Raw genomic sequence first — 14,205 nt, forward strand, 5'->3', positions numbered from 1 at the left:
ACCGGACAGCTCTTCAACGAACAACACGCGTTCACCTCCTTCCCGGCCGAGCCGGCCGTCGCGGCTTGACTTCTTAAGCACGTGAGATGTCTTTCAGGCCGCTACGAGGTAGGAGAAGACCGATTCCAGGGACTCGTCCGAGGGCGAGACCGTGAACAGCCGGATGGACCGGTCCCGCGCGACCCGCGGCAGGAACTCGGTGAACCGGGCGAAGTCCACGGCCTGGATGTGCAGCGCGCCTTCGCCGAGATCGACCTCGATGCCGGCCGTGGACGGGTCGGCGATGAGGGCCGCGGCCAGCGCCCGGTCGTCGCTGGAGCGTACGACGTAGCGGTGCGGGCGGTCCGTCATCAGGCGGCGGATCTTGCGGAAGTCGCCGGAGGCGGCGTGCCGGCCCGCGACGATCACCTCGATGTGCGCGGCGAGCTGCTCGACCTCCTCCAGGATGTGGGAGGAGAACAGCACCGTACGGCCGTCGGCGCCCATCTGCCGCAGAAGGTCCATCAGCTGCATGCGCTGGCGCGGGTCCATGCCGTTGAACGGCTCGTCCAGGAGGAGCACCGCGGGCTCGTGCACGAGGGCGGAGGCCATCTTCACGCGCTGCCGCATGCCCTTGCTGTACGTGGCGATCTTGCGGTCCTGGGCGTGCTCCATCTCGACCGTGGCCAGGGCCCTTTGGGCCTCCTTGGCGCCCAGTCCGTGCAACTCGGCGTTGGCGACGACGAATTCGCGGCCGGTCAGGAAGTCGTACATCCCCTCGCGCTCGGGGACGATCCCGATGTGCCGGTAGATGCCCTCGTTGCGCCAGATGGTCGCGCCGTCGAGGGTGACGGTGCCGGTGGAGGGGGCCAGGAAGCCGCCCATCATGTTGATGAGGGTGGATTTCCCCGCGCCGTTGGGGCCGAGCAGTCCGGTCACTCCGGGGCCCACCCGCATGGAGACGTCGTTGACGGCGACCACATTGCCGAACCAGCGCGAGACGTTTTCGATATGGATGGTCGTCATGGGCGCGGCCCGTTCCTTCGGGAAGTGGTGGTGGACGGCGAAGCGGCGGTCTCGGCGGTGGTCACAGCCCGACCTTTCGGTAGCGGCGCATCAGCAGCCCGTACGAGCCGGCGATCAGGCCGAGGAGCAGGACGACGTACAGCGCGCCCAGACCGGCGCCGGGGCCGTGGCCGCCGGGGGCGGACGAGGAGGCGGAGAGGAACGCCGTCTGCACGCCGTCGATGATCGTGATCGGCGAGAAGAGGCCGAGCCACGGGACCGCGTCGGTGCTGCCCCGGGAGTCCGCGATCCCCTGAACGGTGGAGACCGCCCCGTAGGAGATGGTCAGCACGGCGATGACGGCGGCGACGCCGAAGCCGCGGCGCGGGGTGAGGGCCGCGACGACCAGGCCGATGCCGGCGAACAGGATCGAGAGCAGGGCCACGGAGACGATTCCTTGCGCGAATCCCTTCGTCTGGTCGACGAAGTCGAGTTTGGCGAGCAGCGCGCCGACATACAGGATCACCAGCGGCACGGCGGTCAGCATGAAGAGGGCCGACGCCATCGCGGCGAGCTTGGCGACCACGTAGTCGACGCGCTCGATGGGGCGCGAGAAATAGAGCGGGACGCTCTTGTAGCGCAGGTCGCGGGAGACGGACTGGGGGGCCTGGGCGGCCAGGAAGAGGCCGATGACGCCCTGGAGGAGGATCGCGTACCGCGTGTACTGGACGGGCAGCTTCTCCTGATGCGTCGTGATGGTGACGGCCACGATGATCAAGGACGGCGCGCACATCACGGCCAGCAGGATCATCGGCAGGACCTTGGACTTCGCCGAGCGCCCCAGGCCGTACGCGCCGCGCAGGCTCTGCGAGAAGAGCGAGCGGCGGGCGTACGCGCGGCCCAGGCGAGGACCCTCGTAACTCCGGTACCCGATGTTGTGGATGACGTCGGCGGCCGGGGCGGCCGCTGCCTTGGTGCCGGACCTGGTCTCAGGCGACATGGTGGGCGGCTCCCTTCTCGTTCGCGTCGGGGCGCGCGTGGCCGCCGGTCGTCTCGTTCCTGTCACCGGCGTCCGTGCCGGCGCTGTCCTCGTCGGCGTCGCGGAAGATCTCGGCGATGTGGTGGCGGCGCTGCTCCATGCGGATGAGGCCGAGGCCCAGCCCGGCGACCGTGTCGCGCACGACGTCGTACGTCTCCTCGCCCTCGACGTCCACCAGCAGGACGTGCCCGGCGGCGTACGCGCTGTCCGAGGAGCGCCCCATGGGCTTGACGGCGAGCCCGGCGTCGGCGAGGGCCTTGCCGAGCGCCTTCGTGCCGTCCGGGTGGGTGTCGGTGTCCGTGACCTCCACCGCGAGGGACGCCGTGGTCTGTGTGAAGTCGCTGGTGGAGCTGGAGCGCAGCAGCTTGCCGCCGTCGATGACCACTACGTGGTCACAGGTGCGCTCCAGTTCGCCGAGCAGGTGCGAGGTGACCAGGACCGAGATCCCGAAGTCGGTGTGCACGCGGCGGATGAGGCCGAGCATCTCGTCCCGGCCGACCGGGTCGAGGCCGTTGGTCGGCTCGTCGAGGAGCACCAGCTTCGGGTCGTGCACGAGCGCCTGGGCGAGCTTCACGCGCTGCTTCATGCCCGTCGAGTAGCCGCCGATGGGGCGGTACCGCTCCTCGTAGAGGCCGACGTGGCGCAGCGTGTCGGCGGTCCGCTCGCGGGCGGCGGCGGGCGGCAGCCCGGACATCCGCGCCATGTGGACGACGAACTCCGTCGCCGAGACGTCGGGCGGCAGGCAGTCGTGCTCGGGCATGTACCCGACCCGCTCGCGGATGGCGCTGCCCTCCGTCGCGACGTCGAGCCCGAGCACCGCGGCCCGGCCCTCGGTGGCGGGGGACAGGCCGAGCAGAATCTTGATCAGCGTCGACTTGCCGGCTCCGTTCGCACCCACCAGGCCGGTCACACCCGGCGTGATGTCGACGGAGAGCCGGTCAAGCGCGGTCACCCGTGGGAACCGCTTGCTCAGGCTTTCGATAGCGATCACAGTCACGTCCTCGACGGTAGTGGCGCGCGCCACAGCGGGCGTCAGCCCAGATAACTGGATGCGGGTAGTCCTCGGGTCTGACCCGCCCGTAGGGGCCGGAGGGGGTTACCCCGAGTTATCCACAGGGCGGCCCCACCTCTTGACGCAGCCGCCGAGCATTGTCACATTCATCAGTGTCAAGTTACGGACTGACCCCGGCCCCTCACTGGGCGCTTCCGGGGCCCCTGCTCACGGACCGGACGGACAGATGGCCATGACCTCCACGCCCTCGGCCACGACCTCGGCGGTCGACCGGGAACTCACCGCGGAGCTGCGCGGTTTCAGGCAGGTGCAGCGCCTCGCGTACGACTGCGCCGAAGCGGTCGCCGCCCAGCTCAGGCCGGGGGTGACCGAGCGGGACGCGGCGCGGATGCAGCGGGAGTGGCTGCGGGCGCGCGGCGTGCGGGACTGGTTCCACCTGCCCTTCGCCTGGTTCGGGGACCGCACGGCGTTCGTGAACTTCCGGGTGCCGCTCCAGTTCTTCCCCACCAACCGGCGGCTGGAGCCGGGGATGCCGTTCATCCTCGACATGGCCCCGGTGCACGGCGGGTTCACCGCCGACATCGGGTATTCGGGCGCGCTGGGGCTCAATCCGCTGCACGACCGGCTCCTCGACGACCTGCGGGCGCACCGCGAGCTGATCCTGGCCGAGGTGCGCGAGCGCCGCCCGCTGCGCGAGATCTACGAGGACGTGGACCGGCTCATGGCGCGCCAGGGGTACACCAACCGGCACCGCGCCTACCCGTTCGGCGTCATCGCGCACAAGGTGGGCCGGGTCAAGGAGCGCCGCTGGTCGCCGCACGTCTTCGGGTTCGGCACGCAGTCGCTCAAGGGCCTGGCGTCCGACGCGCTGCACGGCCACCGGGACGGCTGGTCGCCGCTGTGGAGCCCGTACACCTTCTCCGACCACCCGCCGCGGCCGGGACTGTGGGCGGTCGAACCGCACCTCGGATTCCGGGGTACGGGCGCGAAGTTCGAGGAGCTCCTGGTCGTCACCGACTCCCGGGACCCCCAGGAGAGCGCCTTTTGGCTGGACGACGACCTGCCGCACGTGCGGCGCCGGCAGCAGCAGGAGAGGGCCGCATGAGCAGCGAGTTCCCGAGCGGGAAAGCCGATGGGAAGACCGGCGGGAAGACCGGCCGGGAGGGTTCCCAGGAGGCGCCGCAAGGGCTTGAAGGGGCGCGCGAGCGGTGGGTCGCCACGGGCGGCGTCGAGCTGTGCGTCGCGGAGCTGGGCGACGCCGCCCGGCCGACGGTGGTGCTGGTGCACGGCTATCCGGACAGCAAGGAGGTCTGGTCCCGCGTCGCCGAGCGGCTCGCCGACCGCTTCCACGTGGTCCTCTACGACGTGCGCGGCTGCGGCCGGTCCACGGCGCCCCGGCCGTTGCGCGGCGGCTTCACGCTGGAGAAGCTGACCGACGACTTCCTCACGGTGGCGGACGCGGTGAGCCCCGACGCGCCGGTCCACCTGGTCGGGCACGACTGGGGCTCGGTGCAGGCGTGGGAGTTCGCCACCGTGCGGCGCACGGAGGGCCGGATCGCCTCCTTCACCTCCATGTCCGGGCCGTCCCTGGACCACTTCGGCCACTGGATCAAGAAGCGGATGGCGCGGCCCACGCCCCGCCGGGTGGGCCAGCTCCTCGGCCAGGGCGCCAAGTCCTGGTACGTGTACGCGCTGCACACCCCCCTGGTCCCCGAAGCCGCCTGGCGCGGCCCCCTCGGCAAGCACTGGCCCGCGATCCTGGAGCGGCTGGAGAAGACGCCCGGCGACGACTACCCCACAGCCTCGCTGCCGACCGACGCGGCACACGGCGCGTGGCTGTACCGCGACAACGTACGGACCCGGATGCGCCGGCCCCGCGCCGACGCGTACGCCCACGTGCCGGTGCAGCTGATCGTCCCGACCGGCGACGCCTTCCTGTCCGAGAAGCTCTACGACGAGCTGGAGCAGTGGGCGCCGGGCCTGGTGCGGCGCACCCTGCCGGCCAAGCACTGGGTGCCGCGCACCCGGCCCGACCAGCTGGCCGCCTGGATCACGGAGTTCATCGGCGTCCAGGAGGAGGGCGACCCCACGAAGAGGGCCGTCCCGAAGGCGGGCGGGAGTCCGTACGCGCCCCGGTTCGGCGGGCAGCTGGTGCTGGTGACCGGCGCGGCCAGCGGCATCGGCCGGGCCACCGCCTTCGCCTTCGCGGAGGCCGGAGCGCGCCTGGTGGCGGTGGACCGGGACGCGGAGGGCGCGGCCCGCACCGCCGAGCTGGCCCGGCTGATCGGTGCCCCGGCGGCCTGGGCGGAGGTGGTCGACGTCGCCGACGAGCAGGCGATGGAGAAGCTCGCCGACAAGGTGGCCGCCGAGTACGGCGTCGTGGACGTGCTGGTCAACAACGCGGGCATCGGGCTGTCCGGCTCCTTCATGAGCACCTCGGCCGAGGAGTGGCGGAAGGTCCTGGACGTCAATCTGTGGGGCGTCATCCACGGCTGCCGGACCTTCGGCAAGCAGATGGCCGACCGCGGGCAGGGCGGACACATCGTCAACACCGCCTCCGCCGCCGCCTTCCAGCCGTCCAAGGCGCTGCCCGCGTACAGCACCTCCAAGGCCGCGGTGCTGATGCTCAGCGAGTGCCTGCGCGCCGAGCTGGCCGGCCAGGGCATCGGGGTCTCGGCGGTCTGCCCCGGCCTCGTCAACACCAACATCACCGCGACGACGCGCTTCACGGGCGTCTCGGAGGACGAGCAGCGGCGCCGCCGCGCCAAGTCCTCCCGGCTGTACGGGATGCGCAACTACCCGCCGGAGAAGGTCGCCGACGCGATCCTCAAGGCCGTCGTCCGTAACCAGGCGGTCGTCCCCGTCACCCCGGAGGCGCGCGGCGCGCACCTCCTGTCCCGCTTCGCGCCGAAGGCGCTGCGCGCCGTCGCCCGTATCGAACCGCCGCTGTAGCGCAGCGCCGCGCGGAGGCCGTCGGAGAGTCGGAGAGTCGGAGAGCAGTTGTACGTGCCGGAGAGGAGCCGTACGTGAGCGAGCACGGCGATCACAGCGAGCGCTACGAGCACGGCGAGCGCTACGAGATAACCCCGCGGCGGGTCGCGTTCGACTGGCGGCGCACGCCGCTGCACTGGATACCGGACGAGCCCACCGCGACCCACGTCATCAACGTGCTGCACCTGCTGCTGCCCGCGGGCGAGCGGTGGTTCGTCAAGGTCTTCAAGGAGGGCCTGCCGCTGGTGCGGGACCCGGAGCTGCTCCGGGACGTCAAGGGCTTCATGGGGCAGGAGGCGACGCACAGCGTGCAGCACGCCTACGTCCTCGACCACCTCGCCGAGCAGGACCTGGACACCGGCCCGTACACGCGGCACGTCGACTTCCTCTTCGACGTGCTGCTCGGCGAGAGCCCGCCGCCGGGCCTGCCCGTGCCGGAGCGGGAGTGGCTGCGCTTCCGGCTGTCGGTCATCGCCGCGATAGAGCAGTTCACGGCGGTGCTGGGCGACTGGGTGCTGCGCGCCGAGGGGCTCGACCGGGCGGAGCCCGACCCGGTCATGCTCGACCTGCTGCGCTGGCACGGCGCGGAGGAGGTCGAGCACCGGGCCGTGGCCTTCGACATGTACCAGCACTGCGGCGGCGCGGGGCTGCCGCGCTACGCCCGCCGGATACTGGGCATGGCCGTCACCGCACCCGTCATCACCTACCTCTGGGCCTGGGGCGCGGCCTACCTCCTGCGCCACGACCCCGAGCTCGCGGGCCGTGCACGATACTCGCTGCGCGAGCACAACAGGGCCGTTCGCAAGGGGTTGCTGCCCAGCTGGCGCGAACTCGGCTCGGCCGTCCCGCGCTACTTCCGGCGGTCGTACCATCCCTCGCAGGAGGGGTCGCTGCGCAGGGCCGTCGAATATCTGGCGTCCTCGCCGGCGGCTCGGGCCGCCGCCGGCGCGGTCGGCCGCGCGGCCGTCTCCTAGGAAGTCTCACGAGGGGCGAGAGCGTGTCCGAGCAGTCACCGGCGGAGTACCGGATCGAGGAGCTGGCCCACCGCAGCGGCGCCACGGTCCGTACGATCCGCGCCTACCAGGACCGCGGGCTGCTGCCGAAACCGGAGCGCCGGGGCCGCGCCAACGTGTACGGGGACTCGCATCTGGTGCGGCTGCGGCAGATCTCCGGGCTGCTGGACCGCGGCTTCACCCTGGCCTCCATCAGGGAGCTGCTGGAGGCGTGGGACGCGGGCCGGGGACTCGGCGGGGTGCTGGGCCTGGTCGCCGAGGTCGACGGGCCGTGGACGGACGAGGAGACCGGCCGGATAACGCGCGCGGAGCTGGACGAGCGGTTCGGCGGGCAGCCGGACGACGCGGCCGTCGAGGACGCCGTGGAGCTCGGCGTGCTGGTGCGGGTGGCCGGCGAGCGGGACTCATTCCTCGTCCCCAGCCCGCAGGAGCTGGCCGTCGCCGCCGAACTGCACGCCGCCGGCATCCCGCTGCTCGCCATCTCCGGCCACCTCCGCGAGCTGCGCACCCAGGTCGAGCACATCGCCGGGCGCTTCCTCGACTTCACCACGGAACACGTCTTCCAGCAGTACTTCGACCACACCCCGAGCGACGACGAGGCCGCGGAGGCCGCCTCCCTGGTGCGCCGCCTGCGGCCGCTCGCCCAGCAGACCGTCGACGCCGAACTCGCCCGCGCCATGCGCACCCTGGCCACCCGCTATCTGCGGCGCCGGCTGAACGAGGTGACGTCGTCCGGCGCCTCCCCCGCGCTGCCGTGCCACCACCGGCCCCAGCCGCGCTCCGGCGAACCGGTCACGCTGCCGGCCGACCTGCTGGACGCGGTGCGCGACCTGGTCGGCGAGGAGGACGCCGCAGCCTTCGTCACGGCCGCGACCCTGCGCGAGGTGCAGGCCCGCACGATGGACGAACTGTCCTCGCGCCGCACCGCCCGCCCCTGAGCCACCGCCCGCCGCCCGCTGCTCGCCGCCCGCTTCGGGGAAGCCTCGCCCGTACGCCCGTACGGCATTATGGACCGGTATGGACCGCCCGCACTTCGCCAGCACCGAGGCCGCCGTCACCGCCGTCCGTGAATTCGCGCGCGAACACGGCCTGGCCGTGGAGGTCACCGACGACATCGGCGCCGACCAGTCCGCCCGGCGCTCCGCCGCCGGGGTGGGCGTCGTGACCGACGCGGACGGGTCCCTTCCGCACGAGGCGTTCATCGAACTCGGCGGCGCGCCGCGGATCGACATCGAGCTGTACTCCGAGGGCGACGCGAAGATCACGGTGGACACCGTGGAGTTCCATGACATCCCCCGCGACTCCGTGCCCGACTTCCTGCGGTCTGTCCACGGCGGCCTCGCCCACGTCAAAGGGCGCTTCTTCCCGCCCGGCTGGCGGCTCGTGGTGCCGCTGCCGGGGGACGAGACCTACAAGGAACTCATCCTGCGCCATGCCCTGACCCCCTGGCTGAGCAGCAGGGTCCGCTGAGCCGCGTCCCCGGCGCCCGCCGGGGACGGGCCCCTCACAGCCCCGGCGCGCCCCACACCGGGAACCAGCGGTTCAGCTCCTTCTCTATGTGCAGGTCATCGCCGAGCAGCCCCCGCACCTGGAGCTCCAGACCGTTGTCCCGCTTGTCGCCGCCGAGCAGCGGCGCGAAGGGGTAGAACGTGCCCCGCTTGTAGAGGTAGACGAGCGCGAGCGAGCGCTGCTGCGCGTCCCGGAAGCCCAGCAGGGAGCAGAGCAGCTGCGGCCCGAAGCCGCCGTCCTGGAGCAGCGTATTGACCGCGTGCAGGTCGTTGACCAGCCCCGCCACGTCGTCGGCCGACTGCCGCGCGAGCAGCCAGGTGTATCCGTACGAGTCCTGGCTGAACTCCACGGGCACTCCGCCGCGCTCCGTGTCCGCGTCGAGCAGCGCCCGTACGTCCTGCTGGAGCTGGGTGAAGGCGCCGCCCTCGACGCTCGCGAAGCACACCGAGCCGAGCCCGGTGGGGGTGAACCCGGCCCCTGCCTCCAGCGTGATGGCGGCGGACGGCAGGGCGAAGAGCTGGTCCAGATCCGGGCGGACCGGTTTGCTGCGGCCGAGGATGGCGTCGAGAAAGCCCACGGGCGGTGGCTCCTGTCGAAGGGGGTGCGTCGAAGTCGAGGGGGCTGCGGGCCCGAAAAATCTACGGGCGTGAGGGCTATGGGCGTGAGGGCTATGGGCGTGAGGGCTACGGGCGGCCGAGCTGGGCCGAGATCCGGCCGAGCTGGTCGAGCCGCTGCTCCAGCGTCGGGTGGGAGGAGAGCAGCCGGCTCAGGCTCTCCTTGGAGGAGAACGCGGGCGCGAAGTAGAACGCGTTGAAGGGCTCGGCCTGCCGCAGGTCGCGGGTGGGGATCTGGGACATCTGCCCCGTGACCTTGGTGAGCGCGGACGCCAGCGCCGAGGGCCGCCCGGTGAGCAGCGCGGCCGCCCGGTCGGCGGACAGCTCGCGGTAGCGCGACAGCAGCCGGGTCAGCAGGAAGCTGATGGCGTACACGACGGCGCTGATCAGGGGGATCAGCAGCATCGCGATGGCCGTGTTGTTGTCCCGGCCGCCGGCCCGCCGGAAACCGCCCCACAGCCCGATGCGGGTGATGACGCCCGCCAGCACGCCCAGGAAGGAGGCGATGGTCATGACCGCCACGTCCCGGTGGGCGACGTGCGAGAGCTCGTGCGCGAGCACGCCCTCCAGTTCCTCCGGCTCCAGCCGCCGCAGCAGCCCGGTCGTCGCGCAGACGAGGGCCTTCTTCTGGCTGCGGCCCGTGGCGAAGGCGTTCGGCACGTCGCTGTCGGCTATCGCGACCCGCGGCTTCTGCATGTCCGCGAGCGCGCACAGCCGGTCCACGGCCCCGTGCAGCTCGGGCGCCTCCTCGGGCGTCACCTCGCGGGCGCCCATGCTGAAGGCCGCGATCCGGTCGCTGAACCAGAACTGCGCGATGAACAGCCCGCCCGCGATCACCAGGATGATCGGCCAGGCCCCGCGCAACACCACCAGCAGCACGCCGACGAACACCACATAGAGCAGTCCGATGAAGAACATGGTGCTCACCATGCGGGTCGTCAGCCCCCGGTCGGGGGCGAATCGTGAGCGTTGCATGGGGAACCTCCAAGGCTCTGTGGACCGTGCCCCCCGCCGTGCCTCTCCCTCGATTGTCCCCCTGGAACGGCTATCAGCGGGATAAGGGACGGTGCGGGGAGCACCGCGAACCGTAAAAGGACGTCTACAGCTGCGCCACCGCCTCCGTCGCGATCTTCTCGAAGACGGCGGTGTCCACCTCGAAGACCGAGTCGGCGATCGGCCAGTGCACCACGATCTCGTCGAAGCCCAGCTCCCCGTAGACCCCCGCGAAGTCGACGAAGGCCTCGAAGGAGTCCAGCGGCCGGTCCGGGGTGAAGCCGGTCAGCAGGATCTTCCGCGGGGCGGCGCCCTCGCGGCCCACGGTCTCGCACGCGGCGTCCAGCCGCTCGGCCTGCCGGGCGATCGCCGCCCGCGACTCGGCCGGCGTGCCCGTCTCGAAGAGCTTCGGGTCCCCGGTGGTCACCCACGCCTGCCCGTACCGCGCGGCGAGCTCCAGGCCGCGCGGCCCGGTCGCGGCGACGGCGAAGGGCAGCCGGGGCCGCTGCACGCAGCCGGGGATGTTGCGCACCTCGTGCGCCGAGTAGAACGTGCCCTCATGCGTCACGACGTCCTGGCTGAGCAGGGAGTCGAGCAGCGGCACGAACTCGCCGAAGCGGTCCGCCCGCTCACGCGGCGTCCACGCCTCCTGGCCCAGCGCGGTCGCGTCGAAGCCGGAGCCGCCCGCCCCGATGCCCAGCGTGACACGGCCGTCCGAGACGTCGTCGAGGGAGATGAGCTCCTTGGCGAGGGTGACCGGGTGGCGGAAGTTCGGGGAGGTGACGAGGGTGCCCAGCCGCATGCGGGAGGTGACGGCGGCGGCCGCGGTCAGCGTCGGGATCGCGCCGAACCACGGCCCGTCGCGGAAGGTCCGCCACGAAAGGTGGTCGTAGGTGTACGCCGTGTCGAAGCCGAGCTCCTCGGCTCGCTGCCACGTCTGTCGGCCCCCGTCGGCCCAGCGTCGGTGAGGAAGGATCACAGTGCTCAGTCGCATGCCTGCGAGCGTAGGCCGTGGCACTGACAACACGCAGTGACGTGCGGTGACGTGCTGTGGCATGCGGTGGGCGGCCGTGCGCGGCTCACGTGGGCTCTGTGGCGCACGCATGCGCACGCGTATACGAGAATGGGCACCGTGACTTCAGCAACCGAGCAGCCAGGGCCCCCTTTCTCCCGGCGGCCGGCGGCCGCGCCCCGGCTGATCGCGACCGACCTCGACGGCACCCTGCTCCGCGACGACAAATCCGTCTCGGACCGTACGGTCGCGGCCCTCGCCGCCGCCGAGCGGGCGGGCATCGAGGTCTTCTTCGTCACCGGGCGCCCGGCCCGCTGGATGGACGTCGTCCGCGACCATGTGCACGGCCACGGGCTGGCGATCTGTGCCAACGGCGCCGCCGTCGTCGATCTGCACGGCGGCGGCCGGTTCATCGACGTCCGCCCCCTGGAGACCGCCGACGCCTCGGCCGTCGTCGAGACGCTGCGCGACGCCGCCCCCGGCACCTCCTTCGCCATCGAGCGCACCAGCGGCATCGACTACGAGCCGAGCTATCCGCCCTTCCACCTCGACCCGGGCGCGGTGGTCGCCCCCGCCGAGGAGCTCCTCACCAAAGGCGTCGGCTCCACGGGCCCCATCCTCAAGCTCCTCGCCCACCACCCCGAGCTGGCCCCCGACGACTTCCTCGCCCTCGCCCGCACGGTCGGCGGCGAGCGCGCCTCGTTCACCCGCTCCAGCCCGACCGCGCTGCTGGAGATCAGCGGGCTGGGTGTGAGCAAGGCCAGCACCCTGGCCCGGTGCTGCGCCGAGCGCGGCATCGCGCCGCAGGAAGTGGTGGCGTTCGGGGACATGCCCAACGATCTGGAAATGCTCAGTTGGGCGGGGACGGGGTACGCGATGGCCAACGCGCACCCCGAGGTACTGGCCGCCACGCCGCGCCATGCCGCCGCGAACAACGAGGACGGCGTCGCGGCCGTCATAGAGAGCATCATCGCCGCCTGAGACGCCTGAGACGCGCTCCTCTCTCAGCCCGGTACGCCCGCGAGGCCGTACACCCGGTGCGCGTTGCGGGCGGCGATGAGCGCGGCGACCCGTTCGGCGTCGGAGGCCGACCACGCGCCCTCCTCGACCCAGCGGCCCAGCAGCGCGCGCAGCGCCGTACGGAACAGCTCGGCGCCGACGACGTACAGCTCCGGCAGGCCGTAGCCGTCGGTGGAGAAGAGAAGCTTGCCGAACGGAGCCAGCTCCAGGAACTCGGCCAGGACCGCCTCGGCGCGCGTCCCCGTGTGGGTGAGGGACAGCCCGACGTCGGCGTACACGTGCGGGAAGACGCTGGCCAGGTAGGCGGCCTGGCGGTGGTACGGGTAGCCGTGCAGCAGCACCAGGCAGGCGCCCGTACCGGCCGTCGCCCGTATGAAGTCGGTGAGCAGTATCGGGTCCGCGTGGTCGAGCCTCAGGTCGGGGTCGCCGAAACCGGTGTGCAGCTGAAGCGGCAGCCCGGTGGCCACGGCCAGCCACAGGAGGTGGCGCAGCAGCACCGGATCGGCGACCCGGTCGCCCGCGCGGCGGCCCGCGAGCCAGTCCTCGGCGGCGGCGTGGACCTCGTGCGGGGCGGGCGGTTCGGAGGCGAGGGCCAGCCCGTGGCGGTAGGCGGCGACCGACTTGAAGCCCACGGCCGTACGGGCCGCCGCGCGCACGGCCTCCCCGACGCCCGCGACGAAGGCGTCGGCGTCCCCGGCGGCGCGGGCGGACGGGTCCTCGGGCGTCAGGCCGTCCGCGATCCGCTCCGCCAGCGTCTCCAGGCGGACGATCTCGCGGGCCGTGCCGCCCCCGGCGCCCGCCAGCTCGTCCAGGTCCGTGAGGTCGCCGGGCAGCCCGGTGTCGACGAGGTAGGCGCCTATCCCGGTGCCTCGCAGCAGCGCCCGGCGGCTCTTGTACGGGCCCAGCTCGCGGCGGCGCGCCAGATAGGCGGCGGGCGGGCAGTGCGGCTCCAGGCCAAGCAGCGGCGGGCACCAGCGCCGCACCGCGAAGCCCGCCTGCGTGTCGAAGAAGGTGGTCCCCGGCGCGGCGGGGGCGTCCGACTCCGTGAGGTACCCCTCGAAGGTACGGGCGTCCAGTTCGCCCCGGACCACTCCGTGGCAGTGGTGGTCCACCAGCGGCGGCAGCGGCAGCCAGGCCATCAGTACCGCCAGCGGGTCACGGCCGTGATCTCCTCCGGGCTGCTGCCCGCGCTCCGTTCCGCTTCCGCCCGCCGCACCGCGACGAACGCCCCATGGAGGACTTCTCCCATCGCGTCGCGCAGTACTTCCTGCCGCTCGAAAAGGCCGGCGGCTTCGGAGAGCGTCGTCGGCAGCCGGTCGATGCCGCGCTCCCGGCGTTCCGTTTCACCGAGTGCCCCCGGATCGCCGACGACCGGCGGTGGCAGTTTCGCGCCCGTGGAGACGCCGTTCAGGCCCTCGGCGATGACGGACCCGACGAGCAGGTACGGGTTGGCCGCGGCGTCCACGCACTTGATCTCCGCGTTGCCGCCGTCCGGGTCGTCCCAGCAGCCCGGCACCAGTCGCAGCGCCGCCTCCCGGTTCTCCACGCCCCAGCAGCGGTAGGCGCCCGCCCACTGGGAGGGCGCCAGCCGCAGGTAACTGGCGGGCGAGGGAGCGCCGACGGCGGACAGGGCCGGGAGGGCGTCCAGGACGCCCCCGAGGAACGCGACGGCCGCCGGGTCGAGCCCGTACGGGGCCCCGGTCTCGCGGTGCAGGCTCCGCCCGTCCCGGCCGAGGCTGAGATGCAGATGGCGGCCGCTGCCGACCTCCCCGGCGACAGGGGAGGGCGCGAACGTGGCGCGCAGCCCGTGCCGCGCGGTGACGGCCCGTACGGTCTCGCGGACGAGCACCGCCTCGTCCGCGGCCCGCACCGGGTGGGCGGGCGCGGTGGACACCTCGAACTGGCCCGCCCCGTACTCCGGGTGGATCTGGAGCACCTCGATGCCCTGGGCGTCGAGTGCCTCGGCGACGGCGCGGACGTAGTCGGACAGTTCGACGACCCGCGCCATGCCGTAGGCC

13 protein-coding genes and 1 pseudogene are annotated in these 14,205 nt (G+C 72.4%); 6 read left to right on the forward strand and 8 right to left on the reverse strand.

Going from position 1 to position 14,205, the window contains the following annotated elements; genetic code table 11:
- Window positions 1–93 precede the first annotated feature (93 nt).
- From ACFU99_RS12780 to ACFU99_RS12790, 3 genes are all read right to left on the reverse strand, one after another.
- Window positions 94–1,005, reverse strand: a complete 912-nt coding sequence (locus ACFU99_RS12780) for an ABC transporter ATP-binding protein (RefSeq protein WP_384389949.1) — start codon at window positions 1,003–1,005, stop codon at window positions 94–96.
- Window positions 1,006–1,066: 61 nt separating this feature from the next.
- Window positions 1,067–1,984, reverse strand: a complete 918-nt coding sequence (locus tag ACFU99_RS12785) for an ABC transporter permease (protein ID WP_384389951.1) — start codon at window positions 1,982–1,984, stop codon at window positions 1,067–1,069.
- The gene (locus ACFU99_RS12790; RefSeq protein ID WP_384389953.1) at window positions 1,974–3,047 is read right to left on the reverse strand and encodes an ABC transporter ATP-binding protein; all 1,074 of its coding nucleotides are present in this window, start codon (window positions 3,045–3,047) and stop codon (window positions 1,974–1,976) included. Before ACFU99_RS12790 ends, ACFU99_RS12785 begins: the two co-directional genes overlap by 11 nt.
- A gap of 220 nt (window positions 3,048–3,267) precedes the next feature.
- On the opposite strand from ACFU99_RS12790, the gene ACFU99_RS12795 reads away from it, so the two are divergent.
- The 5 genes from ACFU99_RS12795 (at window position 3,268) to ACFU99_RS12815 (ending at window position 8,509) form a co-directional block, all read left to right on the forward strand.
- Complete coding sequence (locus ACFU99_RS12795; protein ID WP_384389956.1) at window positions 3,268–4,140, forward strand: M24 family metallopeptidase; 873 nt, start codon at window positions 3,268–3,270, stop codon at window positions 4,138–4,140.
- On the forward strand, window positions 4,137–5,987 hold the full coding sequence (locus ACFU99_RS12800; protein WP_384389959.1) for an SDR family oxidoreductase: 1,851 nt from the start codon (window positions 4,137–4,139) through the stop codon (window positions 5,985–5,987). The genes ACFU99_RS12795 and ACFU99_RS12800 overlap by 4 nt, the downstream gene beginning before the upstream one ends.
- 74 nt (window positions 5,988–6,061) lie before the next feature.
- Window positions 6,062–7,000, forward strand: coding sequence for a metal-dependent hydrolase (locus tag ACFU99_RS12805; RefSeq protein WP_384389961.1), 939 nt, complete (start codon window positions 6,062–6,064; stop codon window positions 6,998–7,000).
- A 23-nt stretch (window positions 7,001–7,023) separates the two neighbouring features.
- Window positions 7,024–7,977, forward strand: coding sequence for a MerR family transcriptional regulator (locus ACFU99_RS12810; RefSeq protein ID WP_384389963.1), 954 nt, complete (start codon window positions 7,024–7,026; stop codon window positions 7,975–7,977).
- A gap of 79 nt (window positions 7,978–8,056) precedes the next feature.
- Window positions 8,057–8,509, forward strand: a complete 453-nt coding sequence (locus ACFU99_RS12815) for a hypothetical protein (protein ID WP_384389966.1) — start codon at window positions 8,057–8,059, stop codon at window positions 8,507–8,509.
- Between the two features lie 34 nt (window positions 8,510–8,543).
- On the opposite strand, the gene ACFU99_RS12820 is transcribed toward ACFU99_RS12815, so the two are convergent.
- From ACFU99_RS12820 to ACFU99_RS12830, 3 genes are all read right to left on the reverse strand, one after another.
- Complete coding sequence (locus tag ACFU99_RS12820; RefSeq protein ID WP_384389968.1) at window positions 8,544–9,125, reverse strand: hypothetical protein; 582 nt, start codon at window positions 9,123–9,125, stop codon at window positions 8,544–8,546.
- Window positions 9,126–9,231: 106 nt separating this feature from the next.
- The gene (gene htpX, locus ACFU99_RS12825; RefSeq protein ID WP_384389970.1) at window positions 9,232–10,137 is read right to left on the reverse strand and encodes a zinc metalloprotease HtpX; all 906 of its coding nucleotides are present in this window, start codon (window positions 10,135–10,137) and stop codon (window positions 9,232–9,234) included.
- A gap of 124 nt (window positions 10,138–10,261) precedes the next feature.
- Window positions 10,262–11,149, reverse strand: coding sequence for an LLM class flavin-dependent oxidoreductase (locus ACFU99_RS12830; RefSeq protein WP_384389972.1), 888 nt, complete (start codon window positions 11,147–11,149; stop codon window positions 10,262–10,264).
- Between the two features lie 129 nt (window positions 11,150–11,278).
- On the opposite strand from ACFU99_RS12830, the gene ACFU99_RS12835 reads away from it, so the two are divergent.
- Window positions 11,279–12,148 (forward strand): HAD family hydrolase, encoded by an 870-nt coding sequence (locus tag ACFU99_RS12835; RefSeq protein WP_384389975.1) that lies wholly within the window; start codon window positions 11,279–11,281, stop codon window positions 12,146–12,148.
- A 23-nt stretch (window positions 12,149–12,171) separates the two neighbouring features.
- On the opposite strand, the gene ACFU99_RS12840 is transcribed toward ACFU99_RS12835, so the two are convergent.
- Window positions 12,172–13,326, reverse strand: coding sequence for an amidohydrolase family protein (locus ACFU99_RS12840; protein ID WP_384389978.1), 1,155 nt, complete (start codon window positions 13,324–13,326; stop codon window positions 12,172–12,174).
- A pseudogene (locus ACFU99_RS12845) lies at window positions 13,326–14,205 on the reverse strand (glutamine synthetase); the annotation flags it as partial. The gene ACFU99_RS12840 and the pseudogene ACFU99_RS12845, both read right to left, overlap by 1 nt.

It is taken from the genome of Streptomyces sp. NPDC057654, from assembly GCF_042800135.1.
Lineage (GTDB): Bacteria > Actinomycetota > Actinomycetes > Streptomycetales > Streptomycetaceae > Streptomyces.

Coding starts and splice junctions, on each gene's coding strand:
- ACFU99_RS12780 (WP_384389949.1), bottom strand. CDS start 1,005: ATGACGACCATCCATATCGAAAACGTCTCGCGCTGGTTCGGCAATGTG.
- ACFU99_RS12785 (WP_384389951.1), bottom strand. CDS start 1,984: ATGTCGCCTGAGACCAGGTCCGGCACCAAGGCAGCGGCCGCCCCGGCC.
- ACFU99_RS12795 (WP_384389956.1), top strand. CDS start 3,268: ATGACCTCCACGCCCTCGGCCACGACCTCGGCGGTCGACCGGGAACTC.
- ACFU99_RS12800 (WP_384389959.1), top strand. CDS start 4,137: ATGAGCAGCGAGTTCCCGAGCGGGAAAGCCGATGGGAAGACCGGCGGG.
- ACFU99_RS12815 (WP_384389966.1), top strand. CDS start 8,057: ATGGACCGCCCGCACTTCGCCAGCACCGAGGCCGCCGTCACCGCCGTC.
- htpX (WP_384389970.1), bottom strand. CDS start 10,137: ATGCAACGCTCACGATTCGCCCCCGACCGGGGGCTGACGACCCGCATG.
- ACFU99_RS12830 (WP_384389972.1), bottom strand. CDS start 11,149: ATGCGACTGAGCACTGTGATCCTTCCTCACCGACGCTGGGCCGACGGG.
- ACFU99_RS12835 (WP_384389975.1), top strand. CDS start 11,279: ATGGGCACCGTGACTTCAGCAACCGAGCAGCCAGGGCCCCCTTTCTCC.
- ACFU99_RS12840 (WP_384389978.1), bottom strand. CDS start 13,326: ATGGCCTGGCTGCCGCTGCCGCCGCTGGTGGACCACCACTGCCACGGA.